The sequence below is a fragment of the Pseudomonas sp. GW823-FHT03E05 genome, from assembly GCF_058796855.1.
Genome location: NZ_JBXAJB010000002.1, coordinates 361,178 through 387,505, shown reverse-complemented (window position 1 = coordinate 387,505; position 26,328 = coordinate 361,178). Strand labels below are relative to the sequence as shown.

General features: G+C 65.3%; 24 protein-coding genes and 1 tRNA gene. 8 read left to right on the top strand and 17 right to left on the bottom strand.

Annotation, left to right across the window (positions count from 1 at the left end):
* Positions 1 to 4: 4 nt before the first annotated feature.
* On the bottom strand, positions 5 to 415 hold the full coding sequence (locus AC1RCO_RS09465) for a low affinity iron permease family protein (protein ID WP_011059748.1): 411 nt from the start codon (positions 413 to 415) through the stop codon (positions 5 to 7).
* A gap of 202 nt (positions 416 to 617) precedes the next feature.
* Between AC1RCO_RS09465 and AC1RCO_RS09460 the strand changes: the two genes are divergently transcribed.
* Positions 618 to 1,391 (top strand): GNAT family N-acetyltransferase, encoded by a 774-nt coding sequence (locus AC1RCO_RS09460; RefSeq protein ID WP_232642696.1) that lies wholly within the window; start codon positions 618 to 620, stop codon positions 1,389 to 1,391.
* Positions 1,392 to 1,398: 7 nt separating this feature from the next.
* Here AC1RCO_RS09460 and AC1RCO_RS09455 read toward each other — a convergent pair whose 3' ends face one another.
* Genes AC1RCO_RS09455 through AC1RCO_RS09435 form a run of 5 tightly spaced genes read right to left on the bottom strand, consistent with a single transcriptional unit; the run spans position 1,399 to position 5,801 of the window.
* Positions 1,399 to 2,175: an AraC family transcriptional regulator gene (locus AC1RCO_RS09455; protein WP_011059750.1), complete on the bottom strand. Its 777-nt coding sequence runs from the start codon at positions 2,173 to 2,175 to the stop codon at positions 1,399 to 1,401.
* Positions 2,176 to 2,234: 59 nt separating this feature from the next.
* Positions 2,235 to 3,524 carry an NAD(P)/FAD-dependent oxidoreductase gene (locus tag AC1RCO_RS09450; protein WP_123397652.1) on the bottom strand — a complete coding sequence of 430 codons (1,290 nt, stop codon included), beginning with the start codon at positions 3,522 to 3,524 and terminating at the stop codon, positions 2,235 to 2,237.
* Positions 3,521 to 3,754 carry a 2Fe-2S iron-sulfur cluster-binding protein gene (locus AC1RCO_RS09445; RefSeq protein WP_065364417.1) on the bottom strand — a complete coding sequence of 78 codons (234 nt, stop codon included), beginning with the start codon at positions 3,752 to 3,754 and terminating at the stop codon, positions 3,521 to 3,523. Before AC1RCO_RS09445 ends, AC1RCO_RS09450 begins: the two co-directional genes overlap by 4 nt.
* Complete coding sequence (locus AC1RCO_RS09440; protein ID WP_401333433.1) at positions 3,751 to 4,872, bottom strand: NAD(P)/FAD-dependent oxidoreductase; 1,122 nt, start codon at positions 4,870 to 4,872, stop codon at positions 3,751 to 3,753. The genes AC1RCO_RS09445 and AC1RCO_RS09440 overlap by 4 nt, the downstream gene beginning before the upstream one ends.
* Entirely contained in the window at positions 4,869 to 5,801 is a 933-nt protein-coding gene (locus AC1RCO_RS09435) for a 4-hydroxyproline epimerase (protein ID WP_401155332.1), read from the bottom strand. Before AC1RCO_RS09435 ends, AC1RCO_RS09440 begins: the two co-directional genes overlap by 4 nt.
* Before the next feature lie 276 nt (positions 5,802 to 6,077).
* Here AC1RCO_RS09435 and AC1RCO_RS09430 point away from each other — a divergent pair, with 276 nt between their 5' ends.
* From AC1RCO_RS09430 to AC1RCO_RS09415, 4 genes are all read left to right on the top strand, one after another.
* A complete protein-coding gene (locus AC1RCO_RS09430) occupies positions 6,078 to 6,998 on the top strand; it encodes a dihydrodipicolinate synthase family protein (protein ID WP_065364414.1) in 921 nt (306 codons plus the stop codon).
* Positions 6,999 to 7,157: 159 nt separating this feature from the next.
* Positions 7,158 to 8,729 (top strand): APC family permease, encoded by a 1,572-nt coding sequence (locus AC1RCO_RS09425; protein WP_015634493.1) that lies wholly within the window; start codon positions 7,158 to 7,160, stop codon positions 8,727 to 8,729.
* A 32-nt stretch (positions 8,730 to 8,761) separates the two neighbouring features.
* A complete protein-coding gene (locus AC1RCO_RS09420; RefSeq protein WP_492617655.1) occupies positions 8,762 to 10,336 on the top strand; it encodes an aldehyde dehydrogenase (NADP(+)) in 1,575 nt (524 codons plus the stop codon).
* A 115-nt stretch (positions 10,337 to 10,451) separates the two neighbouring features.
* The gene (locus AC1RCO_RS09415) at positions 10,452 to 11,462 is read left to right on the top strand and encodes an Ldh family oxidoreductase (RefSeq protein ID WP_053149530.1); all 1,011 of its coding nucleotides are present in this window, start codon (positions 10,452 to 10,454) and stop codon (positions 11,460 to 11,462) included.
* Between the two features lie 74 nt (positions 11,463 to 11,536).
* Here the strand turns inward: AC1RCO_RS09415 and AC1RCO_RS09410 are convergent, their stop codons facing one another.
* Positions 11,537 to 13,693, bottom strand: coding sequence for a TonB-dependent receptor (locus AC1RCO_RS09410; protein WP_077933482.1), 2,157 nt, complete (start codon positions 13,691 to 13,693; stop codon positions 11,537 to 11,539).
* A 231-nt stretch (positions 13,694 to 13,924) separates the two neighbouring features.
* Here AC1RCO_RS09410 and AC1RCO_RS09405 point away from each other — a divergent pair, with 231 nt between their 5' ends.
* Complete coding sequence (locus AC1RCO_RS09405) at positions 13,925 to 14,461, top strand: GNAT family N-acetyltransferase (RefSeq protein WP_019094826.1); 537 nt, start codon at positions 13,925 to 13,927, stop codon at positions 14,459 to 14,461.
* Between the two features lie 59 nt (positions 14,462 to 14,520).
* Here the strand turns inward: AC1RCO_RS09405 and AC1RCO_RS09400 are convergent, their stop codons facing one another.
* From AC1RCO_RS09400 to AC1RCO_RS09385, 4 genes are all read right to left on the bottom strand, one after another.
* The gene (locus tag AC1RCO_RS09400; protein ID WP_015634498.1) at positions 14,521 to 14,895 is read right to left on the bottom strand and encodes a hypothetical protein; all 375 of its coding nucleotides are present in this window, start codon (positions 14,893 to 14,895) and stop codon (positions 14,521 to 14,523) included.
* Between the two features lie 217 nt (positions 14,896 to 15,112).
* Positions 15,113 to 15,400: a hypothetical protein gene (locus AC1RCO_RS09395; RefSeq protein WP_015634499.1), complete on the bottom strand. Its 288-nt coding sequence runs from the start codon at positions 15,398 to 15,400 to the stop codon at positions 15,113 to 15,115.
* A gap of 475 nt (positions 15,401 to 15,875) precedes the next feature.
* Positions 15,876 to 17,063, bottom strand: a complete 1,188-nt coding sequence (locus AC1RCO_RS09390) for a DUF1501 domain-containing protein (RefSeq protein ID WP_492617654.1) — start codon at positions 17,061 to 17,063, stop codon at positions 15,876 to 15,878.
* Between the two features lie 27 nt (positions 17,064 to 17,090).
* Positions 17,091 to 18,629, bottom strand: coding sequence for a DUF1800 domain-containing protein (locus tag AC1RCO_RS09385; protein ID WP_181000784.1), 1,539 nt, complete (start codon positions 18,627 to 18,629; stop codon positions 17,091 to 17,093).
* Positions 18,630 to 19,004: 375 nt separating this feature from the next.
* On the opposite strand from AC1RCO_RS09385, the gene AC1RCO_RS09380 reads away from it, so the two are divergent.
* Positions 19,005 to 20,780: a sensor domain-containing diguanylate cyclase gene (locus AC1RCO_RS09380; RefSeq protein ID WP_053149541.1), complete on the top strand. Its 1,776-nt coding sequence runs from the start codon at positions 19,005 to 19,007 to the stop codon at positions 20,778 to 20,780.
* Positions 20,781 to 20,859: 79 nt separating this feature from the next.
* Here the strand turns inward: AC1RCO_RS09380 and AC1RCO_RS09375 are convergent, their stop codons facing one another.
* Positions 20,860 to 21,588, bottom strand: coding sequence for a class I SAM-dependent methyltransferase (locus AC1RCO_RS09375; RefSeq protein WP_492617653.1), 729 nt, complete (start codon positions 21,586 to 21,588; stop codon positions 20,860 to 20,862).
* Positions 21,589 to 21,860: 272 nt separating this feature from the next.
* Between AC1RCO_RS09375 and AC1RCO_RS09370 the strand changes: the two genes are divergently transcribed.
* Positions 21,861 to 22,289 carry an SMI1/KNR4 family protein gene (locus AC1RCO_RS09370; protein ID WP_492617652.1) on the top strand — a complete coding sequence of 143 codons (429 nt, stop codon included), beginning with the start codon at positions 21,861 to 21,863 and terminating at the stop codon, positions 22,287 to 22,289.
* 106 nt (positions 22,290 to 22,395) lie between these two features.
* Here AC1RCO_RS09370 and AC1RCO_RS09365 read toward each other — a convergent pair.
* From AC1RCO_RS09365 to AC1RCO_RS09345, 5 genes are all read right to left on the bottom strand, one after another.
* A tRNA-Gly gene (locus AC1RCO_RS09365) sits at positions 22,396 to 22,469 on the bottom strand.
* A gap of 155 nt (positions 22,470 to 22,624) precedes the next feature.
* Entirely contained in the window at positions 22,625 to 23,509 is an 885-nt protein-coding gene (locus AC1RCO_RS09360) for an alpha/beta fold hydrolase (RefSeq protein ID WP_015634505.1), read from the bottom strand.
* Positions 23,510 to 23,833: 324 nt separating this feature from the next.
* Positions 23,834 to 24,526, bottom strand: a complete 693-nt coding sequence (locus AC1RCO_RS09355; protein ID WP_015634506.1) for a pseudouridine synthase — start codon at positions 24,524 to 24,526, stop codon at positions 23,834 to 23,836.
* Between the two features lie 29 nt (positions 24,527 to 24,555).
* Entirely contained in the window at positions 24,556 to 24,774 is a 219-nt protein-coding gene (locus AC1RCO_RS09350) for a cysteine-rich CWC family protein (protein ID WP_011059771.1), read from the bottom strand.
* Complete coding sequence (locus AC1RCO_RS09345; protein WP_210692991.1) at positions 24,767 to 26,254, bottom strand: sensor domain-containing diguanylate cyclase; 1,488 nt, start codon at positions 26,252 to 26,254, stop codon at positions 24,767 to 24,769. The genes AC1RCO_RS09350 and AC1RCO_RS09345 overlap by 8 nt, the downstream gene beginning before the upstream one ends.
* Between the last annotated feature and the right edge of the window lie 74 nt (positions 26,255 to 26,328).

The window sequence follows — 26,328 nt, the reverse complement described above, 5'->3', positions numbered from 1 at the left end:
GATCTCAGCACTGATTGAGATCGGTCTTGTCCTGCTGGCTGGAGGTGCTGACGGACAGCTCGGAATCGCCGCCCTGGCCGATCTCGCGGTATTCGCGGCGCATCTGCTCCAGCTGCTTGAGGTCCAGCCCGTCCAGGTTGAGCATGGCGTTGTGGGCCGCCTTGGTGGCCCGCAGCAGCTCGTCGATCTTCAAGTGCAGAATGTCGTTGTCGCGGTTCTGGGTGTTCTGGATCAGGAACACCATGAGGAAGGTGATGATGGTGGTGGAGGTATTGATGATCAACTGCCAGGTGTCGTTGAAGTGAAACACCGGCCCGCTGAGCCCCCAGATCAGAATCAGCAACAGCGCGCCGAGAAAGGTTTTCGGGCTGCCGGCCCACATCGACAGCGCTTGCGAGATCTTCGAGAACTTCATGGCCGTGTTCCTTATGGGGGAGGTGTCTGAAGCTGTGACAGCAGGGCTCTGGTGAAAGTGCTTTTTTCCAGTGCCCGCTTACACCTCACAACACTCCTTCGCACAATAAAACAGGATTGTGCTGGAGCTGTCGGGGCGCTGGGCTTAACGTGGCCCGGGCCAGGTGCCCCATGGGGCGCCACGACGCTCAAGGAGGCAGCTTATGTCGGCCAGTACCGGTGCTTCGGTCATCGACCTGTATCACCAGGCGCAAGACTATTTCTTCGTTTCCATCTCCCAGTTCTATCGACGTTTCGGCAGTGGCCTGAGTGCCTATTGCACCGGGGTCGAAGCCAGCAGCCTGAACCTGTTGATGATGAATGTCTGCGCCGTCGACGAGCCGGGGGCGTTGGCCGAAGGCGTGGCGTTCCTGCAGCGCACGGGCATGCCGTTCTGTGTGGTGGTGCCCGAGGCGCTGGTGCCCCGGGTCAGCGGGCAATTGCACCAGCAGCATCTGCTGGCGGCGGACAAGACCACCTGCATGGTGCTCGATCTGACGCGCCATGAGCCCCGGCAAGCGCTTGCGGCGCAGGCCCAGGTGCGCTGTACCGACCTGCGCCTGGAGGATTGGGCGCAGCCCGTGCAGAGTGCATTCGAGTCCGGCGAGGGGGGGATCGAGCAGTACCTGGCCCGGCATCGGGCGGCGCTGTCGGCGGGCCGGGCACTGAGCCATTTCACCCTGTATGTCGAGGAGCGCCCGGTGAGTGCCCTGACTCTCTCGCTGCTGCCGGGGCTGGCGCGCCTGGATGACATCGGCACCGTGCAGGATTGCCAGGGCCAGGGCTATGCCACGGCGCTGATTCAAGCGGTGCTGGCGTTCGCCCGGGCCAGGGGCGCCAGGACCTGCGTGCTGGAAGCCTCCCTCGATGGCCTGTCGATCTACCGCAAGGCCGGCTTCGAACCGCTGTTCGACTACCGCACCTTCTGCCAGGAATGAGCCTGCCCTAGCGGGCAGCGTTCTGCCGGAACTGGCGCGGGCTGAGCCCGGTCAGGGCCTTGAACTGGCGGCTGAAGGCACTGTGGTCGGTGTAGCCGCATTGCAGCGCGACCTCGGTGATGGGTTCTTCGGTGAGCAGCAACTGCGAAGCGTGTTCCAGGCGGACCTTGTGGATCATCTGCCGTGGCGTGAGGTGGAAGATGCGCTTGCAGTAGCGCTCCAGCTGGGCAGTGGACAGGCTGGCGATGCGGGTCAGGTCGTCCAGGCGGATGGCCTCGCTGTAGTGCTCGCGGATATGCCGGTCCACCGCTGCCAGGCGTTCATAGGCCGGATGGGTGTCATGGGCGGCCTGCAGGTCCAGGGAGATCCCGGCCATGCCGATGATCTGCCCGTCACGCCCGTACAGCGGCAGTTTGTGGGTCAGGCACCAGCCGGGCTCGCGGCTGCCATACAGATGCAGTTCCAGCTGGCCCTTGATGGTGATGCCCTGGCGCAGCACGCGCTGGTCCTGCTCGGTGTAGACCGGGCCGAGCACCGCCGGGAAGACTTCGGCGGAGGTCTTGCCCAGCAGGGGCCGCACATTCTTGAAACCGCAGCGCTGGGCCAGGGTCAGGTTGGCCACTCGGTAGCGGGCCTGCAGGTCCTTGATGAAGAACACCGCGCTGGGGATGCAGTCCAGCAGCGGGGTGATCGGCGCCATGTTGGCCAGCAGGCCATTGAGGTCCCGGGGTGCATGGGCGGCGATGGCCCGGGGCAAGTGGTGCAGCTGTGCGCCATCGATCATCGTCTGCCTCTCTCTATGGGGGCTTGGGGGATGGATCTGGGTCGATAAAGCCAAGGGGTTCACGGGCCGCCGGTTGCATTGTCGGCGCCGGGGCGTGCCTGCTGGCTGTCGAGCAGCAGCGTGGCGATCCGCGCCGGCACCAGGGGTGCCCGTGGCGGGGTGGGCGCCCAGCCGAACAGGCGGTGGGCCGCGCTGGCACAGACCCGGCCCTGGCAGGCGCCCATGCCGCAGCGGCTCTGCAGCTTGGCCTGGGCCCAGTCGGGGGCTGCGGCCACGGCGGCGTAGGGCACATCCTCGCACCGGCACAGCAGAGTATCAGCTCGGGCCAGTTGCAGGACCTGCGGCTGCAGCTCGAAATGCCGCAGCAGGCGCTCGGCAAAATGCTGCCAGTGACGGCGCTGCTGGATCAGTTCGGCGGCCCGGTCTGCCTGCCCGCTGGCCACACAGCCGGCGATCCGGCCTTCGATCAGCGCCAGTTCGCTGCCACCGATGCCCGTGCACTCGCCGGCGGCCAGGACCTGGGGCAGGCTGCTGCGCTGTTGCTGATCGACCGCGATGGCGCCCTGTTCCAGGCGGCAGCCCAGGTGGTTGGCCAGGCGCACATTGGGCACCAGGCCGAAGCCGCAGGCCAGGTAGTCGCAGGGGATTTCCAGGGTGCGCCGGCCCTGGCGGATGCGCACGGCCTGCAGGTGCTGCTCGCCCAGCGCCTCGACCACGTGGGCGTTGCAGCGATAGCTCGGGGTGGCCAGGCTCAGGGCCTGGGCCAGCTTGTTCGGCCAGCGCCACAACTGGGCGGCAAAACCCAGCAGCGAGGCCGCCGGGGCCTGTTCCAGCACCCGCACCACCCGGCCGCCGGCGCGGCGCGCGGTGGCGGCGCTGGCCAGCAGCAAGGGTCCGCTGCCGGCGATCACCAGGGTCTTTCCTGCCACCGCCAGGCCGTTCTTGAGCAGCGCTTGCAGGCCGCCGGCCCCGGTCACCCCGGGCAGTGTCCAGCCGGGGAAGGGCAGCAGCAGCTCCTGGGCGCCACAGCACAGGATCAGTTGTTCGAATTCCACGTGCCAGGCCTGCCGGGCATCTTCGAGCAACAGGCTGTGGGTGCCCAGGGTCGAGATGATGCGGGTGGCGCTGAGGTAGCGCACCGCCGGGTGCTGCAGCACCTTGAAGTGCTCGGCCTGGGCGGCGCTGGGCGGATGCTGGGGGCCGTGGCGCCAGATCTGGCCGCCGGGGCGCGGGTTGTCATCGACGATCAGGATCGAGCTGGCGCTGTGGCTGGCGGCCTGGGCGGCGGCCAGCCCCGCCGGGCCGCTGCCGACGATGAGGATCTGGCACTGCAGGTGGCGGGCGGTCATTGGCTGCGCTCCACCTGCATGCCGTCCCGGCACAGGGTCTGGCAGGCCAGCTGGCGGCGGCCATCGATGGTCATCCGGCATTCCTGGCAGATGCCCATGCCGCAGAACATGGTCCGCGGCTGGCCACCGCAGGAGGTGCGGGTGCGCGGGTCGGCACTGCCGGCCACGGCGGCGCCCACGCTGAGGCCGTCGGCCACCTGCAGGGCCTGCTGGTCCAGGTAGATGATCATGGCAAGTCTCCAGTCAGGGCGGCGAAGCGCCCGGGCAGATAGGGGCGTGGGTCGAGCGCCGGGCATTCGCCCAGCATCAGGTCCACCAGCAGTCGCGCGCTGCCGGGTGCGGTGGTGACTCCCAGGCCTTCATGCCCGACCGCCAGCCACAGGCCCGGTTGCCGCGGGTGTTCGCCGAGGATTGGCAGGCCATCCGGCGTGGCGGCGCGAAAGCCGGTCCAGGCGCGGATGCCGTTGAGCTCGGCGAGCGCCGGCAGGTAGTCCACGGCGCGCCGCAGCATGGGCGCCAGTACGCTGGGTTCGATGGCCGGATCGAGGGTGTCGAACTGTCGGGACGAGCCGATCAGCAACTGACCGGTGGGCCGCGGCTGGACATTGAACGCCACCGAGGTGCCGTGGCTGGCGTGGGCGCTGGCGGCGTAACCCAGCTCCACCAGTTGGTGGCCGACCTGGTGCGGGTAGCGGTCGCTGATCAGCAGATGGCCCTTCTTCGGGCGCAGGGGCAGGGCCGGCAACAGTTCCCGGGCAGCGAAGCCGTTGGCCAGCAGCACCCGTTGTGCCCTCAGCACGCGACCGTCGGCGAGCTCCACCTGGTCCCCGGCGACGCTGCGCACCCGGGCTGCCTGGCGCCTGATCAGCGAAGCGTTGCCGAGCAGCCAGTGGGCAGTGGCCGGGGCGTAGAGGATCGCGTCGCCGGGGATCTTCAGCGCACCGGCCAGGCCTTTGCGCAACATCGGTTCCAGGCTCGCCAGCCGGGTGCTGTCCAGCAGCTCGCCGCTGATGCCGTGGTCGGCCAGGGCCTGCTGCTTGGCCCGCGCCAGGTCCCTCTCGTGGTGGTCGGCGGCCAGCCACAAGGTGCCGCAGTTCCGGTAGGCGCAGGCCTCGGGCAGGCGTTCGCGCAGCTGCCGCCAGAGGCCGAGGGAGTAGTGACTCAAGGCCAGTTCCGCCGGGTTGTCGTCCATCACCACCAGATGGCCCATGCCGGCCCCGGTGGCACCGCCATGACCATCGTCGAGCACCTGCACCCGCAGGCCGCGCCGGGCCAGCTCATGGGCGCAGGCGGCACCGATGATGCCAGCGCCCACCACTATCACCTCGGCCTCGGCCACCGGCGTCACGAGCCGATGCCCCAGGCGAACGGATCGCTGTCGTCCAGCAGCAGAGTGGCTTCGGCGCTGATGTGGGCATTGCCGCGAAGGATCGGAATCAGTTGCTCGCCGACCTTCTCATAGTGGGCGCTGAACTGGCTGCCGATGACACTGGCCTGGCGCCAGGCCTGGCCCGGGGCGAGCTTGCCGTCCGCCGCCAGGCACGCCAGCTTGGCGCTGGTGCCAGTGCCGCAGGGCGAACGGTCGTAGGCCTTGCCGGGGCAGAGCACGAAGTTGCGGCTGTCGGCCTGTGGGTCGTCGGCGAACAGTTCGATGTGGTCGATGACCCCGCCCTCGGCGCCGGTGATGCCGGCGGCTTCGAGGGCCTGGCGCACGTCCCAGGTGTAGTGGGTCAGGGCTTCGACATTGTCCAGGGCAATGCGCTGGCCGTGGTCGCTGATCAGGAAGAACCAGTTGCCGCCCCAGGCGATGTCGCCGTGCACCTTGCCGTGGCCGGGCAGTTGCAGCATCACCTGGGTGCGGTAGCGGTAGGCGGGGACGTTGCGCACGCTCACCGACAGGTCCTCGTGCAGGGTGGCCTCGACGGTGCCCACCGGGGTTTCGATACGGTGCACGCCCTGGTCGATGCGCCCCAGGTGATACAGCGAGCGCACCAGGCCAATGGTGCCGTGGCCGCACATGCCCAGGTAGCCGCTGTTGTTGAAGAAGATCACTCCGGCACAGGCGTCGCCGGCCTGCGGCTGGCACAGCAGGGCCCCCACCAGCACGTCGCTGCCCCTGGGTTCGAGGACGCAGGCCCGGCGCCACTGGTCGTGCTCGCGCTCCAGGATCTGCAAGCGTTCGGCCATGGAGCCACGGCCCAGGTCGGGAAAGCCGTCGATGACCAGGCGGGTGGGTTCACCCCCGGTGTGGGAGTCGATCACGGTTATTTTTTTCATGAGGGCACCTGAGGGCAAAGAGCTACAGAGTGGCCTTGGCAGGGGCGCTGCCGCTTGTGGGTTTTCGCTGTCGTGGATGACGAAATCGGCACAGTCCGTTCGGCTGTAGAGGCGGTGTGCGAGGAACATGCCGGTGAGCCGCGAGCGCCGGGCAAGTGTGCCGATTTCGTCTCCTTCGGGGGTGAAAAGTCTCAAGCTGCGACGGGGATAAAAGGCGACTCTGGATTTCGTATCCAACGCCTGTCGGCCCGGCCGACCTCATACAAGGACAAGACCATGAGCCGTAAAACCATCCAGTGGAGCGGTGTGTTCCCCGCAGTGACCACCCAGTTCAACGCCGATTTTTCCCTGAACCTGCAAGCCACCCACAAGGTCATGCGCAGCCTGGTGGACGATGGCGTCTCGGGGCTGGTGGTGTGCGGCACCGTGGGGGAGAACACCTCGTTGACCACCGCGGAAAAACTCGCGGTGATCGAAGTGGCCAAGGACGCCGCCGGCGGCCGGGTGCCGGTGATTGCCGGGGTGGCCGAATTCACCACCGAGTTTGCCCGCAACACCGTGCGCGAGGCCGCCAGGGCCGGGGCCGACGGGGTGATGGTGATGCCCGCCCTGGTGTACTCGGCCAAGCCCCATGAGACCGCCGCGCATTTTCGCGCCGTGGCCACCGGCACCGACCTGCCGGTGATGGTCTACAACAACCCGCCCATCTACAAGAACGACGTCACCCCCGACGTACTGATCGCCCTGCAGGACTGCGAGAACATCGTCTGCTTCAAGGATTCCTCCGGCGATACCCGGCGCTTCATCGACCTGCGCAATGCCGTCGGCGACCGCTTCGTGCTGTTCGCCGGGCTCGATGACGTGGTGGTGGAAAGCGTTGCGGTGGGCGCCGAGGGCTGGGTCTCCGGGATGTCCGTGGCCTTCCCCAAGGAGGGCGAGACGCTGTTCCGCCTGGCCAAGGAAAAGCGCTTCGAGGAAGCCCTGGCCCTGTACCGCTGGTTCATGCCGCTGCTGCACCTGGATGCCCGTCCGGACCTGGTGCAGTGCATCAAGCTCTGCGAAGAACTGGTAGGGCGTGGTTCGTCCATTACCCGGCCGCCGCGCTTGCCGCTGCAGGGCGAGACCCTGGCCGAGGTCAAGGCGATTGTCGCCAAGGCCCTGGCCACGCGCCCGAGCCTGCCCAACGTCGGCTTGTAAGGCGTTCACGGGCGCCCAGGGTGAAGGGCGCCCGCTTCCAAACAACAGCTCCGGGCAGCCACAAGGCACAGCCCGGGTGCAGTGCTGCAAGCGTCGGCCGGCCCCGCCGACGTGACATTCCATCTGCCCATTCCAATAATCCAAAACAGGCGCAGCCCCATGTCAGGCAAAGGCAAATTCAAGAAACAACTCTCTCTGGTGGACCTGACCTTTATCGGTCTGGGTGCGATTTTCGGTTCCGGCTGGCTGTTCGCTGCCAGCCACGTTTCGGCGATTGCCGGGCCGGCGGGGATCTTTTCCTGGCTGCTGGGCGGCTTTGCCGTACTGCTGCTGGGCATCGTCTACTGCGAGCTGGGGGCAGCCCTGCCCCGGGCCGGCGGGGTAGTGCGCTATCCGGTGTTTTCCCACGGGCCGCTGCTGGGCTACCTGATGGGGTTCATCACCCTGATCGCCTTTTCCAGCCTGGTGGCGATTGAAGTGGTGGCGGCCCGGCAGTACGCCGCGGCCTGGTTCCCGGCGCTGACCCACGAGGGCTCGAGCAACCCGACGATCATCGGCTGGCTGGTGCAGTTCGCCCTGTTGTGCCTGTTCTTCTGGCTCAACTACTACAGCGTCAAGACCTTCGCCAAATCCAACAACTTCATCAGCCTGTTCAAGTTCATCGTGCCGCTGCTGGTGATCGGGGTGCTGTTCACCTTCTTCAAGCCCGATAACTTCCATGTCCAGGGCTTTGCGCCGTTCGGTCTCTCGGGGATCGAGATGGCAGTCTCGGCGGGGGGCATCATCTTTGCCTACCTGGGGCTGACCCCGATCATTTCCGTGGCCAGCGAGGTGCGCAATCCGCAGCGCACCATTCCCATTGCCCTGATCCTTTCGGTGCTGCTCTCGACCCTGATCTACGGCCTGCTGCAACTGGCCTTCCTGGGCAGCATTCCCACGGAAATGCTGGCCAACGGCTGGAGCGGCATCAGCAAGGAGTTTTCTCTGCCGTACCGCGATATCGCCCTGACGCTCGGGGTCGGCTGGCTGGCCTACCTGGTGGTGGCCGACGCGGTGATCTCCCCCAGCGGCTGCGGCAACATCTACATGAACGCCACGCCGCGGGTGGTCTACGGCTGGGCCCGTACCGGGACCTTTTTCAAGATCTTCACCCGCATCGACGAAGAGTCCGGCATTCCGCGTCCGGCGCTGTGGCTGACCTTCGGCCTGTCGGTGTTCTGGACCTTGCCGTTCCCTTCCTGGGAAGCCTTGATCAATGTGGTCTCGGCAGCCCTGGTACTGAGCTATGCAGTGGCGCCCATCAGTGTCGCGGCCTTGCGCAAGAGCGCGCCGGAGTTGGCGCGGCCGTTCCGCGTGCGTGGTTTTGCCCTGCTGGGGCCGGTGTCCTTCGTGATCGCGGCGCTGATCGTCTACTGGTCGGGCTGGGGCACGGTGTCCTGGCTGCTGGGGCTGCAGATCCTGATGTTCGTGATCTACCTGTTGTGCAAGCGCCTGGTGCCCACCGATCACTTGAGCCTTGGCGAACAGGTGCGTTCGTCCCTGTGGTTGATCGCGTTCTATGCCCTGACCATCGTCATTTCCTACCTGGGCAGCTTCGGCGGCATCGGCGCCCTGGCTCACCCCTTCGACACCCTGACCGTCACCCTCATGGCCCTGTGTATCTACTACTGGGGCGCCAACACCGGCGTGCCCGGCGCCAAGCTGGTGCTGGACGGCGATGAGGTGGAATGAGGGTGCCCACTTTCAAGCAGACGAGGCAAACCATGACTGTTACTGGACAGATGCTGATCGGCCAGCAAGCTACCTTGGGCACCCACGGGCATATCCATGGGCTGAACGCGGCCACCGGCCAGGTGCTGCAACCGGCTTTTGGCGGGGCCGCACCGGCCGACCTGGAGCGTGCCTGTGCCCTGGCCCAGGCGGCGTTCGAGCCTTATCGGCTGTTGCCGCTGGAGCGGCGGGCGGCGTTTCTGGAGAGTATCGCCAGCCAGATTCTTGAGCTGGGGGATGAACTGATCGAGCGTTGCCTGCTGGAAACCGGCCTGCCCCGTGCCCGCCTGGAAGGCGAGCGCGGGCGCACTGTTGGCCAGTTGCGGCTGTTTGCCGCGGTGGTGCGCAAGGGCGGGTTTCTCGGGGTGCGGATCGACCCGGCGCAGCCCGGGCGCCAGCCTTTGCCCAGGGTCGACCTGCGCTTGCGGCAGATTGGTCTGGGGCCGGTGGTGGTGTTCGGTGCGTCGAACTTTCCTTTGGCCTTTTCCGTGGCTGGCGGCGATACCGCATCGGCCCTGGCGGCGGGCTGCCCGGTGATCGTCAAGGCGCACTCGGCCCACCCCGGCACCTCGGAGCTGGTGGCCCAGGCCATCGCCCGGGCGGCACGGCAGCAGGGAATGCCCGAAGGGGTGTTTTCACTGTTGTTCGACAGTGGCCGGGATATCGGCCAGGGGTTGGTGGCGGACTCGCGGATCAAGGCCGTGGGTTTCACCGGCTCGCGCAGCGGCGGGATGGCCCTGATGCAGATCGCCGCAGCGCGCGCCGAGCCGATCCCGGTGTATGCGGAGATGAGTTCGATCAATCCGGTGCTGCTGTTGCCCCATGCCCTTGAGGAGCGCGGCGAGCAGATCGCCCCGGCGTTTGTCGCCTCGCTGACCCAGGGTGCCGGGCAGTTCTGCACCAACCCGGGGTTGATCCTGGCCGTCGATGGGCCGGCGTTGCAGCGTTTTGAGCTGGCCGCCGCCGAGGCCCTCGGCCACGTGGCGGCGCAGACCATGCTCACGTCGGGCATTTACCGCAGCTACTGCCAAGGCGTGGCCAGCCTCGCGGCGCATGCCCGGGTGCAGCTCCTGGCCCAGGGCCCGGAAGGGCAGGGCCAGCAGGCGCGCGGGGCATTGTTCGCCACCTCGGCCGCGGCGTTCATGGCGTGCCCCGAGTTGCGCGGGGAGATCTTTGGCCCGGCCTCGCTGATTGTCCGCTGCGCCGACTTGACTGTCCTGCAACAGGTACTGCGCAGCCTGGAGGGCCAGCTGACCATTGCCATTCACCTGGGCGAGGGCGATCAGCCGCAGGTGCGGGCGCTGCTGCCGCTGCTGGAGAGCAAGGCCGGGCGCCTGCTGGCCAACGGTTTCGGCACCGGTGTCGAAGTGGCCCATGCCATGGTCCATGGCGGGCCGTTCCCGGCCACTTCCGAGAGCCGCAGCACTTCCGTGGGCAGCCTGGCGATCCAGCGCTTCCTGCGCCCGGTGTCCTACCAGGACCTGCCCGAGTCGCTGTTGCCGGCTGAACTGCACAGCGCCAATCCATTGCAGGTGCCGCAGCTGCTCGACGGCCAGGGCCCGGGCTGACCCGAGGCGCGCCTGCTCTCCTCGGGAGTGCCGGCGCGCCTGCTCATCCTTCTTGCCTTACCTATCCGCAAACTCTCCCACAGGAGCGTTCCCCACCTGCCATAGAGGTTCCTGCATGTCTGAATACATCACCCTGTCACTGGATGAAGTCTGTGCCCTGTCCTATCAGGTCCTCACTCGCCACGGCCTGTCCGACGCCCATGCCCGGGCGATCGCCGAAGTCATCACCCAGGGCCAGCGTGACGAGTGCCACTCCCATGGGGTGTATCGTCTGCTGGGCTGCGTACGTTCGGTGCGCGAGGGCCGGATAGACCCCCGGGCCGAACCCAGCCTGCGGCATGTTTCTCCCGGGGTGCTGGAGGTGGATGCCCATTACGGCTACTCCCTGCTGGGTTTTCATACCGGTTTGCCGATCCTTGCGGAAAAGGCCCGCAGCCAGGGCATCGCCGCCATGGTGATCAAGCGCTGCTTCCACTTTTCCGCGCTGTGGCCGGAGGTCGAGGCGATTGCCGACTACGGCCTGGTAGGGATGGCGATGAACCCCAGCCATAGCTGGGTGGCCCCGGCGGGCGGGCGTCATCCGGTGTTCGGCACCAACCCCCTGGCCTTTGCCTGGCCGCGCCCGGGGGGCCAGCCTTTTGTCTTTGACTTCGCCACCAGTGCCATTGCCCGGGGGGATATCGAACTGCATGCACGCCAGGGCAAGCCGATTCCCGAGCACTGGGCCATTGACGCCGATGGCCAGCCCACCACTGATGCCAAGGCGGCGTTGCAGGGCGCCATGCAGACGTTCGGCGGGCACAAGGGTTCGGCCCTGGCGGCGATGATCGAGTTGCTGGCCGGTGCCCTGATCGGCGACCTGACCAGTGCCGAGTCCATGGCCTTCGATGGAGGCGTGGGGGCTACGCCCTGCCATGGGGAACTGGTGCTGGCGTTCGATCCCAGGGTGTTTTTGGGGGAGGGCTATGAGCAGGGGCTGGAACGGGCGGAAGGGTTGTTCGCGGCGATTGCCCGACAGGGCGCACGGCTGCCGTCACAGCGGCGTTTTGCGGCCCGGGCCCGCAGCCTGGAGCACGGAGTGCAGATTCCCCGAGGGCTGCTGGAGGATATTCGCGGGTTGCTCTGAGGCCTGTTCACCGGCAGACGGCTCCTGCGGATGAGTGCAGGAGCCGGCTTGCCGGCGAAAGGATGTTTACGGCATCAGAAGCGTACGTTGGCCGCCAGCTCGGCGGAGCGCCCCGGCGCGACGGTGGCGAACATCCCCACGTGGGAGGCGTCGTAGTAAGTCTCGTCGGTGAGGTTGAGCACGTTGAGTTGCAGGTCCAGGTTCTTGTTCACCCGGTAGGCGAGCATGGCGTCGTAGCGCCAGTAGGAATCGAGGCTGCGGGTGTTTTCATCGTTGGTATAGCGCTTGTCCACATAGTTGGCGCCGCCGCCGACCTTCCAGCGGTCGGTGAGGGCGTAGGTGGTCCAGACCGAGCCGCTGTTGGGGGCGATGAACTTGGCCTGGTTGCCATCGAAGTTGGTGTTTTTTCCGGACGCATACTTGACCGTCTTGGCATCCAGGTAGGTGTAGCCCGCCATCACTTCCCACTGTTCGGTGAGATGGCCGGTGGCTCCCACTTCAAACCCCTTCACCTCGACGTCGCCGTCCAGCGTGACCTCGTTGCTGATCGGGTCGTAGGTCCGGGCGTTGGTCTTCTCGGTCTTGAACAGGGCCGCGGTCAGGGACAGGCGTTCGTTCAGCAGGTCCCACTTGGTGCCCAGCTCGATGCTGCGGCTCTTTTCCGGATCCAGGTTGCTCAACCGCCCGCCCGCGGCGCCGTCGGCCCCCCCGGATTGCCCGGCGGTTTCCCCCGATGGGTTGAACGAGGTGCCGTAGGACAGGTAGATGCTGCCGTACGGCAGCGGCTTGAAGACGATGCCGCTCTGGTAGGTCCAGAGGTTGCTGCGGTTGCTCTGCACACCATCTCGCACGTGGTAGTTGTCGAAGCGCGCCCCCAGGTTCAGGTCCCATTGTTCATGCAGGGCCATGGTGTCCATCACGTACAGGGCGCGGTTGTTGTGCTTGGTAACGCGATGCTGGCCATCGCCGCGTGGCACCGGGGTGAAGGGATCCTTGGGGTTAGGGTGGTTCAGGTCACCGAGGTCGGCGCTGCCCGCGCTGCCATAGCGGTTTTTCTCGTCGATCCGTTCCCGGGAGAATTCCAGGCCGGCGCTGTAGCTGTGGCCGATGGAGCCGGTGTCGAACTTGCCGAAAATATCGGTCTGGTTGATCAGCGAGGTATTGACCACGTTACGTGGGCGAGCGGTGCGTTGTGCGAGGTTGTTGCGCTCCTGGGCCGGTGTCGCAATCGGCCGGCTCATGATGTAGTCCTGCATGCTGCGCCCCTGGCGTGTGGTGTTGCGCAGGGTCAGGTGGTCATTGAAGTCGTGCTCCAGTTGCAGGGTGAAAAGGTCGGCCGAGGTCTTGCGGAAGTCGCGTTTGCTGAAGCCGTAGAAATTGTCCCGGTCGACCTTGACCGGCTTGCCGCTGATGGCCGATACCGGAACACCCTGGTCGGGAATGTCGTCGCTCTGCATGTGGTAGTAGCTGAGGGTGCCGCGGGTATCGGTGTTCAGGCCGAAGGAAAAGCTCGGCGCCAGGCCCCAGCGGGTGACTTCCACATCGTCGCGCCCGGGGGTATCGGCTTCATGCTTCATGGCGTTCAGGCGCAGCGCCATGTTCTGTTCGGGCAGGTACTGGTTGAGGTCGACGGTGGTGCGGCGCAGTTGATCGGTGCCCAGGGTCAGGCTGCCGGCGGCGAAGGTTTCCTGCTGCGGCACTTTGCTGACCAGGTTGATGGTGCCGCCGGTGGAACCGCGCCCCGCGTAGGCCGAGCCCGGGCCCTTGACGATCTCGATCTGCTCGACGTTGAAGGCTTCGTGGGTCATGCGCCCGACATCGCGAATGCCGTCGATCATGATGTCGGTGCTGGCTTCGAAACCACGGATGAAGGGCCGGTCGCCCAGCGGCGTGCCGCCTTCGCCCGCGCCGAAGGTGATTCCCGGCGTGGTGCGCAGGGCATCGGCCAGGGTCGACACCGCACGCTCCTGCATCAGGGATTCGGTGATGATGGTCACCGACTTCGGGGTTTCGCGCAGCGGTGCGGTGAACTTCACCGAATCCGATGTTTCGCGCTTGTATCCCGGCTTGTGTTCGCCCTTGACGTGGGTGGTGCCGAGGGTGACGGATGCCGGGTCGGATGGGCGTTCGGTGGATTGCTCGGTGGCGCCGAGGCTGGCTTCGCTAAGGGCCATCAAACCGAGGGATGTGGACCACAACTTCCATGGGTGTGGGCGGGCAGGACTGGACATTTCAGATAGAGCCTCCGTTTTATTTGGAATGGATTCTCATCTGCGAATTAATATCATTCAATCAGAACTATCTGAACAATCATGTCGAAAAGTGTATGCGTCGTTGTATGCGCGATAGCCGGGCCCTCCTCAGGACCGCTACCAAGGGGCCGTGGCCTGTTGCTGAACCGGAGGGTTCTTTTTTTTCCGGCGTTGCGGTTTCATGAGCGCCCCCTTTCAGGAAGCTCACGGATGAACCTGCATTTCGAAACCGCCCGCCTGTTGCTGCGCCCCCGTACCCTTGAGCACTTCCAGGCGTGCCTGGGTATGGATCAGGATCCCGAAGTCACGCGCTTCATCACCGGGACCTGGGATGGCGGGCAGTGGCACAGGGACTTTTTACAGGGGCGCATGACCCAGGATTTCGGCCCGCGCTGCGGGTATTGGGCGATCTTCGCCAAGGACGCGCCGGATGAGTTGCTGGGCTGGGTTTCCTTCATTCCCTTCGATGCTGTGGGGCCCGAGCTGGAAATGGGCTGGCGCCTGGTGCGGCGGGCCTGGGGGCGGGGTTTTGCCAGCGAGGCCGCGCGGCGGATCGTCGAGCATGCGTTTGCCGACCCGGCGGTGCAGCGCATAGTCGCCGATGCCCATGTCGACAACGAGGCGTCGTTGGCGGTGGCGCGCAAGGTCGGTTTTCGCTTCACCCACAATGCCGATTTCGAAGGCTTGCCCTGCCGCTTCTTTGCAATGACCCGTGAGGATTTTTGCCAGCAACGGTCGGCTGGCTGAGGCGGGGGGGGCAAGCGTGGGGCGCCGTTGGCGGCGCCCCGTATGGTCCATGCCTGCCGTCAGAGGTGGCGGCTGACCCACCACAGCACCAGGAAGGCAATGACGGCCACCAGGGCCGCGAACTGGAACAGATTGATCAGCCACTTCAGGCCCAGGGGGAATTTCCTGTAGTCCTTCACGTTCAGGCCGCCGTTGCGCAGGAACAGGTGGGGCATGGCGAACAGTGCGCCGATGCACAGCAGCATGAAGAAACGGCTAAGGGGGTCCTTGCCCAGGAGTGGCATGCGGATGGCAATGACCCGGCAGCGCGACAGGTGCTTGACCATGTCATCAAGCCTGAAATAGCCCAGGTAGACCTGGATCGCCAGGGACACCAGCCCGGCCATGACCACCAGGACCCAACCCGCGGTATAGATATCTTTTGCGTTACACATATCTCTTCAGTGACCTCCTCAAGGTGGCGACCACGCGCTCAGCGTATTGCTCCTCCAGTGAGCCCTGGCACGCAGGGCAGCCGGCCACCATAGCACTTTGGGAGCCGTGTCGGGCGCAGGTGCTCCGGCCCCCAGGGGCCAATGAGCGCCGCATCAGGGCTGTTTAGCGCGGTCGTAGCCCTGGTCGGAGGCTGGGAGAGAGGGGGGCAGGGCGGCCCTAGAGCTTGGCGCAACGTTCCACATCGGCCTGGGTGGTGACCTGGGTGTCGATGCCCAGGCGGTATTTGCAATAGTCGATGATCATCTGGCGCTGTTCATCGGTGAGCTTTTCCACGCGCCGGTAGTCGCCGTCATTGGCGTGGATGTTGAAGAATTCCAGGCGCAGGGTCGGGGATGTCTTGATAAACCAGCGGGTATGGGTTTCAGCCTCTTCAAGCTCGGTGTAGTAACCGAGGTTGAGCACCATCAGCAGGATGAGGGAGAGCAGCAACAGCAGTGTTTTCAAGGCACGGCTCCTTCCGTGGGGGGGCGCCAGGGGCGCGGGCTGCGAATGCTTCAGGTTTTTCCCCGGCTTGGCAAGCGCCCGGGCAGGAGGGGGACAGCATCGATGGCGGGATTGGCTTCAGGTTCAGCAAGCAGACAGTTGCGCACTGGTAAAAATATCGGCACGCTTGGCAGGAGCCGGGCGGTGACAGGGGGCAAATGGTTTCAAGCGGGTTCACGGCAGGTTGCCAAGAGTCTGCCGGGGCGAATGGCCCGGTGCATCCGTTTGCGAACCGCAGAGCGATCGTGGGCTCTGTACGAAAACTACCTGCGCTTCGATCAGACTGCGTTAAAAACAGGCTCGGAATGCTCATTTAGGTTCCTAAACTCCGCTTCCTCGCCTGTTTTTGCCTTGCCTGATCTTTGCTCGGCGAGTTTTCGTACAGACCCTGGGATCGCTCTTTTTTTGCCTGCACCCGGGCGTTTCAGCAACGGCATCAGACCAGGCCCAGGGTCGCGGGCCGGGAACCGGGGAACACCGCCTGTACCTGAGCGCTGGAAAGCCCCCAGGTAGCGCCCAGTAGGCCGCCGAGCAGATCCCGGTAGTTGTTGAGCACCGGGTAGTCGCGGTTCTGCAGCAGGCTTTGCGCGTTCACCGTCACTTGCTCGCCGGCCAGGCGCCCGCCGCGAATGCTGCCGCCCAACACCCAGTACACCGTGCCATGGCCGTGGTCGGTGCCCCGGGCGCCGTTCTCGCGAAAGGTCCGGCCGAATTCGGAGACCACGACCACCAGGCTGTCCTTCCAGTGCTCGCCCATGGCCTCGGCATAGGCCGCCAGCCCTTGCCCGAGGTTGGCCAGGTTGCTGGCCAGCTGGCCCTGGGTGCTGCCCTGGTTGACGTGGGTATCCCAGCCGCCGACATCGACGAAGCCCAGGCGATACTGCTCGCGCATCAGGCCGGCCATGCGCCGGGTCTGGGCGGCGAAGCTCTGTGCATTGGCCGCCCCGCGATTGGCTGCGAGCATCTCTTGCTGCAGCTCCCGGGAGACCTTCTGGCGCAGGGCCAGTCCATCGCTGGCCGCGGCGGCATAGGGCGTGTGCTGGTACATGGCGGCCAGAATCGCTGCCTGGCGCTCATCGAAGGGCGTCTTGCCGGCGCTGCGCAAGGACAGGTTGGGAATCTGCTGGCCGCCCTGGAAGCTCAGGGGCAGGGCGTCGGTAAAGGCGATAGGCGCGCTGTCGGGCACCTGCCGCGCCAAGCGTGCGAGGAACCCCGAGTCGTAGCGCCGGTGCTGCTGGCTCGGCTGGCCGGCCTCGATTGTGTCCTGGGTCTGGAAGTGGCTGCGGGACAGGTCGTCGGTGCCGGCAAAGGGCACGAAGGCGAGTTCCTGGCGCTGCCACAGCGGGTACAGCGAATCGCGCAGCAGCGGGTTCAGGCCCCAGTGGCTGTCCAGCGCGATGGCGCTCTGCGGGTTGTGCCCATCGGGCCGGGCTATCGCCAGGGTCGGGCGCGACTCGTAGTAGAAGTCGCTGCTGTAGGGCACCAGCAGGTTATTGCAGTCATAGCCGCCGCGCAGGAACACCAGCAGGGTGCGCGGCGCCGAGGCCGGTGCGGCGAACAGCCGGGCATAAAACGTCAGGCTGGGCAGGGCGGCGGCTGCGATCAACAATTGGCGACGATTCATGACGGCTCCTGGTCAGGTGGGGCGCTCTCAGCGATTGTTGAAATCCGGCGAGGACAGCAGGAAGGTGTTCCATTCCTGGGGGGAAACGGCCTGCTCCAGGGCGTTGCGGGTGGTGCTGGAGAGGTAGGGGGCGATCGCCTGGTAATACATCGGCGTGGTGATCATGGGAAACCCCGGCCCCGGGACCTGGCTGCCCTCGGCGGTGAACAGCCGGTTGTTGCCCGAGCCCATGGCCCGGGCGATTTCAAAGCGCTTGGCCATCTGCCCGGAACTCGACCAGCCACTGGCTACCAGCGGCCAGCCGTCGGGAGTGATGCGCCCGAACAGCGGCTGGCCCATCTGATTCAGCCAGTTGAGCAGTGGTCGCGGGTTGGCCAGGGGCTTGCCGTCATAGGTCAGGCGCAGCGCCGAGACCACGAACTGTTGCGGGTCCTTGAATTTCCTGCCGGCCGCGTGCAGCAGCTCCGGCGATTGCATCAGGGTGGCCATGACCTGGGCGATGTCGCCATCGCTGTCACTGAAGCTCTTGGCCATGCGCGCCACCAGCGCCGGCGGCGGCTCGTCCGCGACGAAGTACTGGGCCAGCTTGCGCGAGATGAACCGCGCGCAGGCCGGTTGCCGGGTGATGAGGTCCACGGCCTGGGTGATCTCGTCATACCCGCTGCCCTTGATGGTATGGCCCAGCAGGTGCTTGTCGCTGAAGTCGTGACGTTTGGGGTTGAACTGGAACAGGCCCTGTTGCACCACCAGGGGCTGCAGGTTGCGGGGAAAGCGCTGCTCGCGACCGTCCAGGGGCGCCAGCCCGGCTCCGGTGAGGATCAGCGCCAGCTGTTGCACGTCTTCCTGGCTGTAGCCGGCGTCGACGCCCAGGCTGTGCAGTTCCATCAGTTCACGGGCGTAGTTCTCGTTGACCTTGCCCCTGGCGTTACTGCTGTTGTCCAGGTATTCGAGCATGGCCGGGCTTTGCAGGGTGGCCAGCAGCAGGTCCTTGAACTTGCCCAGGGCGTGGGGGCGGAGGGTGTTTTCAAGGTAGTCGGCGGTCAGCAGCCGCACCCTGCCCTTGCCCTGGAACACGCTGAAATGGTTGAGCCAGAACAGCACCAGTTGTTCCTTGAGCTGGTTGGGGCCGTAGACAGCTTGCAACAGCACACTGGACTGGGTCTGTTCAGCCAGTTGGGTGGCGTACTGGCGCAGGTCTTTTTGCGCCTGGTTGCGCGCTTCGCCCTCGGGCATTGCCTTGATCTGTTCCTGGCGCTGCCGGAACTCCTCCAGCAGGGAGCGGGGCGAATCGTTCAGGGCCGGATAACTGCGCAGCAGGGTGTCGATGGCCGGTGGCAACGGATCGTGCAGGCGATCGTCCAGTTGCGCCCTCAGCAGCTCATTGCGCCCCAGGGTGCGCAGGCGCTGGAGTTGCGCCGCGTCCAGGTCGAAGCCGTCACGCCGCAGCCAGGCGATGTCGGCGGCACTGGGCGCTTGAGGTAGTGCGGCGTGGGCCAGGATTGGCAGCAGCACAGCCAGGGCAGTCGACAGGTACAGGCAGCGGGGCAACGGGGAAAGCCTTGGCATGGGCGGTTGGTCCGAAGTGAGAGGTCGCGGCCGATGGGGATTTTCGCCGTCCGTCGCCAGGTTCAGGGCAGGGCGTGAAGCCTGTCCCGGCTCCCTGGGCAGCACAGCGGTATAGCGTCGCAGGCTACCAGAGGGTTGTTCCGGCTTTCAGTCGGCAATGCTCTAGGACAAGTGTTTCAACGCAGGGTTGGGGGGCTTGCCGTCGACCGTTCGTCCGACGGATGGAATTGGCAAGCACTAGTCACTGCGTCATGCTGTCGATGGATGTCGTAGTGCCACTACTTCAAGGCCCGACCCGGTTTCCGGGTGTCGTTCCATCCCTGCGTTGGTGAGATAGATTGGTGATGAGTGTGTTGATCCTGCCCGAGGCGCAATATGCCCGATAAGGCGCTGGCCGAGGAGCAGCGCCTGGCTGCCCTGTATGCCCTGGAACTGCTGGATACGGCCCGGTGCGAGCGTTTTGACCGCATCTGCCGGCTGGCCGCAGAGTACTTCAAGGTGCCCACGGCCCTGATCACCCTGGTGGACCGTGATCGGCAGTGGTTCAAGTCGCGGGTGGGCTTTGCGCCCGAGCAGACCCCCATCGAGCAATCGTTCTGCGCCTATACCATCAAGTCCGGTGATGTATTCGAGGTGGAAAACGCCCGCCAGGATGTGCGTTTCCACGCCAACCCACTGGTGACCCAAGACCCGGGCATCGGTTTTTATGCCGGCGCGCCGCTGATTACCTCCACCGGGCATGCGATCGGCAGCCTGTGCGTCATCGATCGCCAGCCCCAGCGCCTGAACGCTGCCGAGCGTCAGCAACTGCGCGACCTGGCATCCCTGGTGATGGAGCAGGTGGAGCAGCGTCAGCGCCTGACCCGGCGCGACCCGGTGAGCAGGCTGCCCAACCGTGAGCAATTTCAGAGCGACCTGTACGACCTGGCGGATGAGAACCCGGGAGAACGGCGCGTGCTGGTGCTGGTGGACGCGGTGGACATGACCGTGGCCCACGAGCTGACCCTGGCCATGGGCCTGGCACCGTTCGAGACCATCGTGCGTTTCCTGGCCCAGCAACTGCTCGCCTACCTGGGGCGCCATGTGCGGGTGTATCACGTATCGGTCAAGCGCTTCGGCTTCCTGCTGCCGGCGGCTCCCGGGATCGAGCGCTTCCTGGAAGGCCTGGTGCGGCGCCTGCGGCGTCAGCCGCCAGGGCTGGAACTGCCGATGATTCCCGGGGTGTGCGCGGGCACGGTGGAGTTCTCCACGGACCGCGACGCCGTGCCCGACGTGTTGCGCAAGGCCATGTTCGCCCTGGAACTGGCGACCCTCAACCGCAGCACCTGGGCGCCTTACGACGTGGTGCGGGACCAGGCCTACCGGCGAGCCTTCAACCTGGCCTCGGATATCAGCGAAGCCCTGGACAGTGGGCAGATCTACCTGATGTTCCAGCCGCGTTTCGCCCTGCCCGACGGCGCCCAGGTCAGCGCCGAGGCGCTGATCCGCTGGGATCACCCCTGGCTGGGGCCGATTTCACCGGCGGAGTTCATTCCGGTGATGGAGCGCAATGCGTTGATTCACCGCGTAACCCACTGGGTGATCAATGCGGTGCTCGGCAAGCTGCAGGCCTGGAGCGACGGTGAAGTGCAGCGCCTGTCGATCAACCTCTCGCCCCAGGATTTCGAGGACCAGGACATCGCTGATGTGCTCAAGGCGGCCTGTCGCCGCCACGGCATCGAACCCCATCGCCTGGAAGTGGAAATCACCGAGGGTGCCTGGTTGCGTTCCAACCCGCGGGTGCTGGACCAGTTGAGCAAGATCCGCGCCCTGGGCATGGATGTGGCCATCGACGATTTCGGTACCGGCTACAGTAACTTCGCCTATCTGCATCAGATTCCGGCCAACGTGGTGAAGCTCGACAAATCCATGGTCACCGACCTTGAGAGCAGTGCCCAGCACCAGAAGATCACCCGCTCGGTCATCGCCCTGGCCCGGGAACTGGGCTACCGCACCGTGGCCGAGGGCATTGAAAGCTTCAAGTGCCTGCAGATGCTGCGCACCTTCGGCTGCGATGAGGCCCAGGGTTATTTCCTGGCCCGGCCCATGGTCCAGGAAAAATTCCTGGCCCGCAGCGCGGCCCAGCGCTTTCCACTACAGCAAGGCTACTGACTGCGGCTTCTGTAGCCGCTGTCGCAGGCTGCGAGCGGCCCGAAGGGGCGTTAAAAAACCTTGAGGGCGCCGCACCTCCTCACCGCTGCGCTGCCACCAGCAACAGCATCGGCCGCTCTCGCTCCTCTGCCAGCGCCGGAAGGTCCTCGATCTGCTGCGCCGTGGGGCCCCACTCCTGCACATGGCGCAGGTTGAAGCCGGTATCGATCAGCGTGTTGAGCAGCGTGCCCAGGGTACGGTGCTGCTTGATCACCCCTTCGGCCAGCCAGTGGGTCACCCGCTCGCCTTCCTGCTGGTAGCTGTCCACCGGCCAGGACTGGCGGCCCTGCGCGTCCACCTGCCAGCCCGGGTTGCGCGGTGCCATGAAGATCGGGTGCTCGATGGAGAACACCAGGCGCCCCCCCGGTACCAGGGCCGCATAGACCTGGGCGAACAGGCCGGGCAAATCCTTGATGTAGTGCAGGGCCAGTGAGCTATAGGCCAGGTCGAAGCTGCAGGCGGGCAGGCGCAGTTGCTCCAGGTCCTCTTGCTGATACTGTACGTTGGGTGCCGAGGTGGTGGCGCGGGCGGTGGCCAGCATCTTCTGCGAAACGTCCAGGCCCACTACCTGGCGGGCACCGTGCTCGCTGGCCCAGCGGCTGAACCAGCCATAGCCGCAGCCCAGGTCCAGCACCCGCAGGCCGTTCATCGGTGGCAGCAGGGCTTGCAGGGCCGGCCATTCCGGCGCGGCGTCGAGGCCGCCGAGGGAGCGGCCCATCTGGCTATAGGCCTGGAAAAAAATCGGGTCGTCGTAGATGTTCTGAGTCATGTCGGGAGGCTCTATCAGGTTCGTGTGCAGCCCTGGTGGGCAGGGAATGTCATGCAGTTGAAACAGCTGAGGGGCTTCTCCCTCGCAGGGCGCGACGCAGGTATCGTCGATGGCCGGGCAGGTGGTGCAGCAAAACAGGTCGGATATCTTAGCCAGTTTTGCGGGCCGGGCCATCGCCGGATGCTTTGCACGCCAGGATCTTCATCGGCACAATCGCTGGCCGGGAACACCGAGTGTCCCCGGCCCCGAATTCGTACCCCAAGAGAGGCATCATGGGCAAAGCGAGAGTGACAGGCACGACGATCGAGGCGATCCGCGCGGCAGAGATGGCATTGGGGCGTACCTTGCCCAGCTCGTTCGCCCGCTGGTTGCTGGAGCACAACGGCAAGGCCCTGGGGGCGCTGGAGGTGTTTCCGGTCTTCGATGCCCGGGATCCGCGCAAGACCTGGGAGTCGATAGTCCGCCATTTCGAAGGCGGCTGGCGGGCCTGGCAGGACAACGTCTGCGCTGACCCGGCGGGTTTCTCCAGCCTGCTGCCGTTCGCCCAGTTCGGCACGGGCGACTACTACTGCTTCGATTACGCCGTGCTGGGGGAGGCCGGTGAGCCGGTGGTGGTGCTCTGGTCCCATGAGACTGGCGCCACGTCCGTGGTTGCCGATGGCTATGCAGCTTTTCTGGCCAGCGCCGATCGGCCCGGGTAGGCACAAGGCTTGGGCTTGAATGGTCAGGTCTGGAGGGAGAGATCGCTGCAGTTCAACGACTGGGAAACTGCTTGGAGCTTCTGCGTGGGCACGCAGATTGGGGAAGTGGAGCGGGTGAAGGGAATCGAACCCTCGTTATCAGCTTGGGAAGCTGGAGTAATGCCATTATACGACACCCGCTCGAACGGCTGACTTTGTACCAGATGTGGCCGTGGATTTGAAGTTTTTCTTTAGCTGACTTGCGCTTGCGCGCCGCTGACCTTCATCGCCAGCCCGCCCCATACCGTGAAAACCGGGGTTGTCACGGTGTGCAGGCGGCCTGCGAGGAGGGCTTTTCAGAGGGCTCGTACATGCTGCTCCTGGACATGCGGGGCACGCGAACGGTTGTCGTACTGGCCCGGTTTGAGGAACCCCATCAGGGCCTGGCGGGTGTCGCGGCAGGCGGCCTTGTGCTCCATGTCGAGAAAGTGCCCGGTGGCCTGGATGGTGCTGAAGCTCGACTGCTGCACATGGTTGGCGAACAGCCGGGCATCGTTGGCCGAGGTGTACTCGTCCCATTCGCCGTTGATGAACAGCACCGGGACCTGGATGTTGCGTGCGGCCCTGAGGTAGCACTGGCGATCACCATGGAGCACATGGCTGATGTGGAAGTGCATCTGCCCGTACTCATGTTCCGCCAGGCTGCTGACGTGGCGATAATTGAAACGCTTGAACAGCGACGGCAGGTGCTTGCCGATGGTGTTGTTGACCAGGTCGCCGACGCGATGGCCATCGCGGCTGCCGAGGTAGTCGACACCGCGTTCCAGGTAGTCGCGCATCGGCTCGTTGATCACCGGCGAGAACGAGCTGATCACCGCCTTCTCGATGCGTCGCGGGCGCTGGGAGAGCGCTTGCAGGGCGGCGGCGCCGCCCCAGGAAAACGACAGCACATGTTCGGCGGCGAAGTGCTCGATCAACTCCAGCAGGATCTGCCCCTCGACTTCCTTGGTGAGCATCCGTTCGTGCCTGTTGTGGGCCTTGGAGCGACCCGCGTAGGGCTGGTCGTAGAGCACCACATTGAACTGCGGGTGGAGGTTCTTCACGGTCTGGGCAAAGGACGCAGTGGTGGCCAGTGAGCCGTTGACCAGAATGATGGTCTTGTCTGCGGCATCTGCGCGATAGAACTCCGTGTAAACCCGATACTGACCCTGTATATCCAGCACAGCGATTTCTGGCCTCATGTCATAAGACTCCTGGCAAGCGGGTATGCGCGCAACGTGAGTGTGCACGGGCAATGTGACAGGTAGGCATACGCCTGGAATCGGAGCCCATGTCGATCCGGTAAGGCAGGTCGACGGGTGTTGTTATAGGCGGGCGATTTGCCGGGGGAAGGCAGAGCAGGCAGGGCTCAGGCCGGCAAAGGGTTTCTTAGATGTGTGGTTGTGACTCGTCGGTCACAATTCGGCCGACGGACAGATTCAAGCAGGGCAACCGGGAACCTGCAAGGTCATTGGGCAAATTGTTCGACAGCTTCTGCCCAGCGGTCGTGTGGCGCGGCGCAACGCTCAGATCAGGCGTATTTCGGCGTCGCTCAGAGCACGGTATTCACCGGGGGCCAGGCGTTCGTCCAGCAGCAGCGGGCCCATGCGTTCGCGGTGCAGGCGCAGCACCTTGTTGTTGAAGTGGCCGAACATGCGCTTGACCTGGTGATAGCGCCCTTCGACGATGCTCAGCCGGGCGCTGCGGGGGCCGAGGATCTGCAGTTGAGCGGGCAGGGTGGTCAGGTCCTCGAAGGCGAAATACAGGCCACGGGCGAAAGTCTCGACGTATTCGGGGCCGATCTCCTGCTCGGTTTCCACGTAATAGAGCTTGGGCAGTTTGGTCTGGGGCTGGGTCAGGCGCCGCGACCAGTTGCCATCGTTGGTGATCAGCATCAGCCCGGTGGTGTTGTAGTCCAGGCGCCCGGCGATATGCAGATCCTGCGGGTCCGGCTCATGGATCAGTTCGAGCACGGTCTTGTGCTCGGGGTCGCGGGTGGCGCTGACGCAGCCCATGGGCTTGTGCAGCATGAAGTAGCGCGCCGGCTTGCCGGCCTGCAGCACTTCGTCGTCCAGCTCTACCCGGCTGAACTCGCGGACCTCGGCCTTGGGGTCGCTGACCGGCTGCCCATCGATGCGAATGCGTCGTTGCACCAGCAGCACGCGAACTTGCTGGCGGTTGAAACGGGGCAGGTTGCTGAGAAAACGGTCAATGCGCATGGTAATCGGTGGCTATCGGCTGGAGGGGCTCAGGGACGGGGCAGGGTAGCGGCGCGCAGCTGCGCGTCGACCCCGGCACAGCGCGGGCACAGGCAGGCCTGGTTGCGCAGCTCCGGCGCCAGGGCTTCGATGATCGCCGGGTCGATGTCCACGCTGTAGCACCAGCAGGCCTGGCCGGCGCGGCGCGGGTCGGCCAGGGTGCAGTCGTTGCGGGCACCGCAGGCGGGGCAGAGTTCAGGTTCATTCATGGCTGGAGTGAGGCATTTCCACGCAGGTTCGATTGCGTCCGGTGTGCTTGGCACGGTACATCGCGTGGTCGGCACGGGACAGCAGGCTGTGCAGGGTGTCCTGGGCTTGCAGGCTGGTCAAGCCGATGCTGACGGTCAGTTGCAGCGGCTGCCCTTCATAGTGATAGCGCTGCTGTTCGGTGAGCAGGCGGATCTTCTCGGCGATGCCCAGGGCCACGCTGCTGTCGGTGTCCTTGAGCAGGACGATGAATTCTTCGCCGCCCCAGCGGCAGACGATGTCGGACTGGCGCAGGCAGCCCTGCAGGTCGCGGGCGAAGCCACTGAGCACCTGGTCCCCGGCCAGGTGGCCGTAGGTGTCGTTGAGGCGCTTGAAGTGGTCCAGGTCCAGCAGCATGGCGCACAGCGGCGTCAGGTCGCGCCAGGCCTCTTGCAGGGCCTGGGCCGCCAGCAGGTCGAACCCGCGGCGGTTGGGCAGACGGGTAAGGCTGTCGAGGGTGGCCTGGGCTTCGATCTTGCGCTGATAGCGGCGCACCACGGCGCTGAGCAGGACCAGCACGATGGCGGTGATCACCAGGCAGATCAGCAGGTTCAGGTACAGCGACTGGCGGATACTGTTGAGGGCGCCGTCTTCGCGTTTGTCGACGAACAGGTACCAGTTCAGCTCGGGAATGAAGCGCACATTGAGAAAGTGCCCCTGGCCCTGGGAATTGTATTCATAGCTGCCGCTGTGGGGCTTGGGCAATTGGCTCAGCAGCTCCTTGAGGCTGTCCAGCTCATGCAGCGACTGGCCGCTGCGGGCGCCCTGGGGGCCACCGTCGGCACCGGTGAGGACGATGCGGCCAAAGGCGTCGACGAAGTACACGCTGCGCTGGTAACGCTGCTGGTACTTGTCGATCAGCTTGATCACCGCATCCACGGTCAGGCCGACCCCGGCGGCGCCGATGAAGCGGTCCTGGTAGTCGTAGACCTTGTAGTTGATGAAGAAGGTCAGCTTGTCCTGGTTGGCCAGGTCCGGGTCGACGTTGATCTCGTAGGGCGTGCTCATGTCGCGTACGCGAAAGTACCAGGCGTCCCGGGGCTCATCGGCCTTGACCTTCTTCAGCACGCCCTTGGCCTGGTAGTAGGTGAGGCTGGTGTTGGAGACGAAGAACGCGGTGTAGGCGTCGTAGTGGGTCATGACCTCGTTGAGGTAGCGGGTCATCTGGCTCGGGTCGCGCTCGCCGGCCACCACCCAGTCGCGCATGAAGGTATCGCGGGCCATCATCGAGGAGATCAGCACCGGCCGCACCAGGTCCTTCTGGATTTCCGAGTACACGGTATCGGAGGTCAGGGGCAGTTCGGTATTGACGATGCTGTCGCGGATCGAATCCCGCGAGGCGTAGTAGCTGAGCAGCGAGGTGGCGAGAAAACCGCTGCCCAGCAGGGCGATCAGGACCAGAACCAGCGAGCGCTGGGAATACAGGGGAGAGCGGCGCGGCATGGTGATTCCGTGATAGTGGCCCGATGACGCATTCTAGTGGCACGGCGCGCAAATAACTCGTTCATCACGCGCCT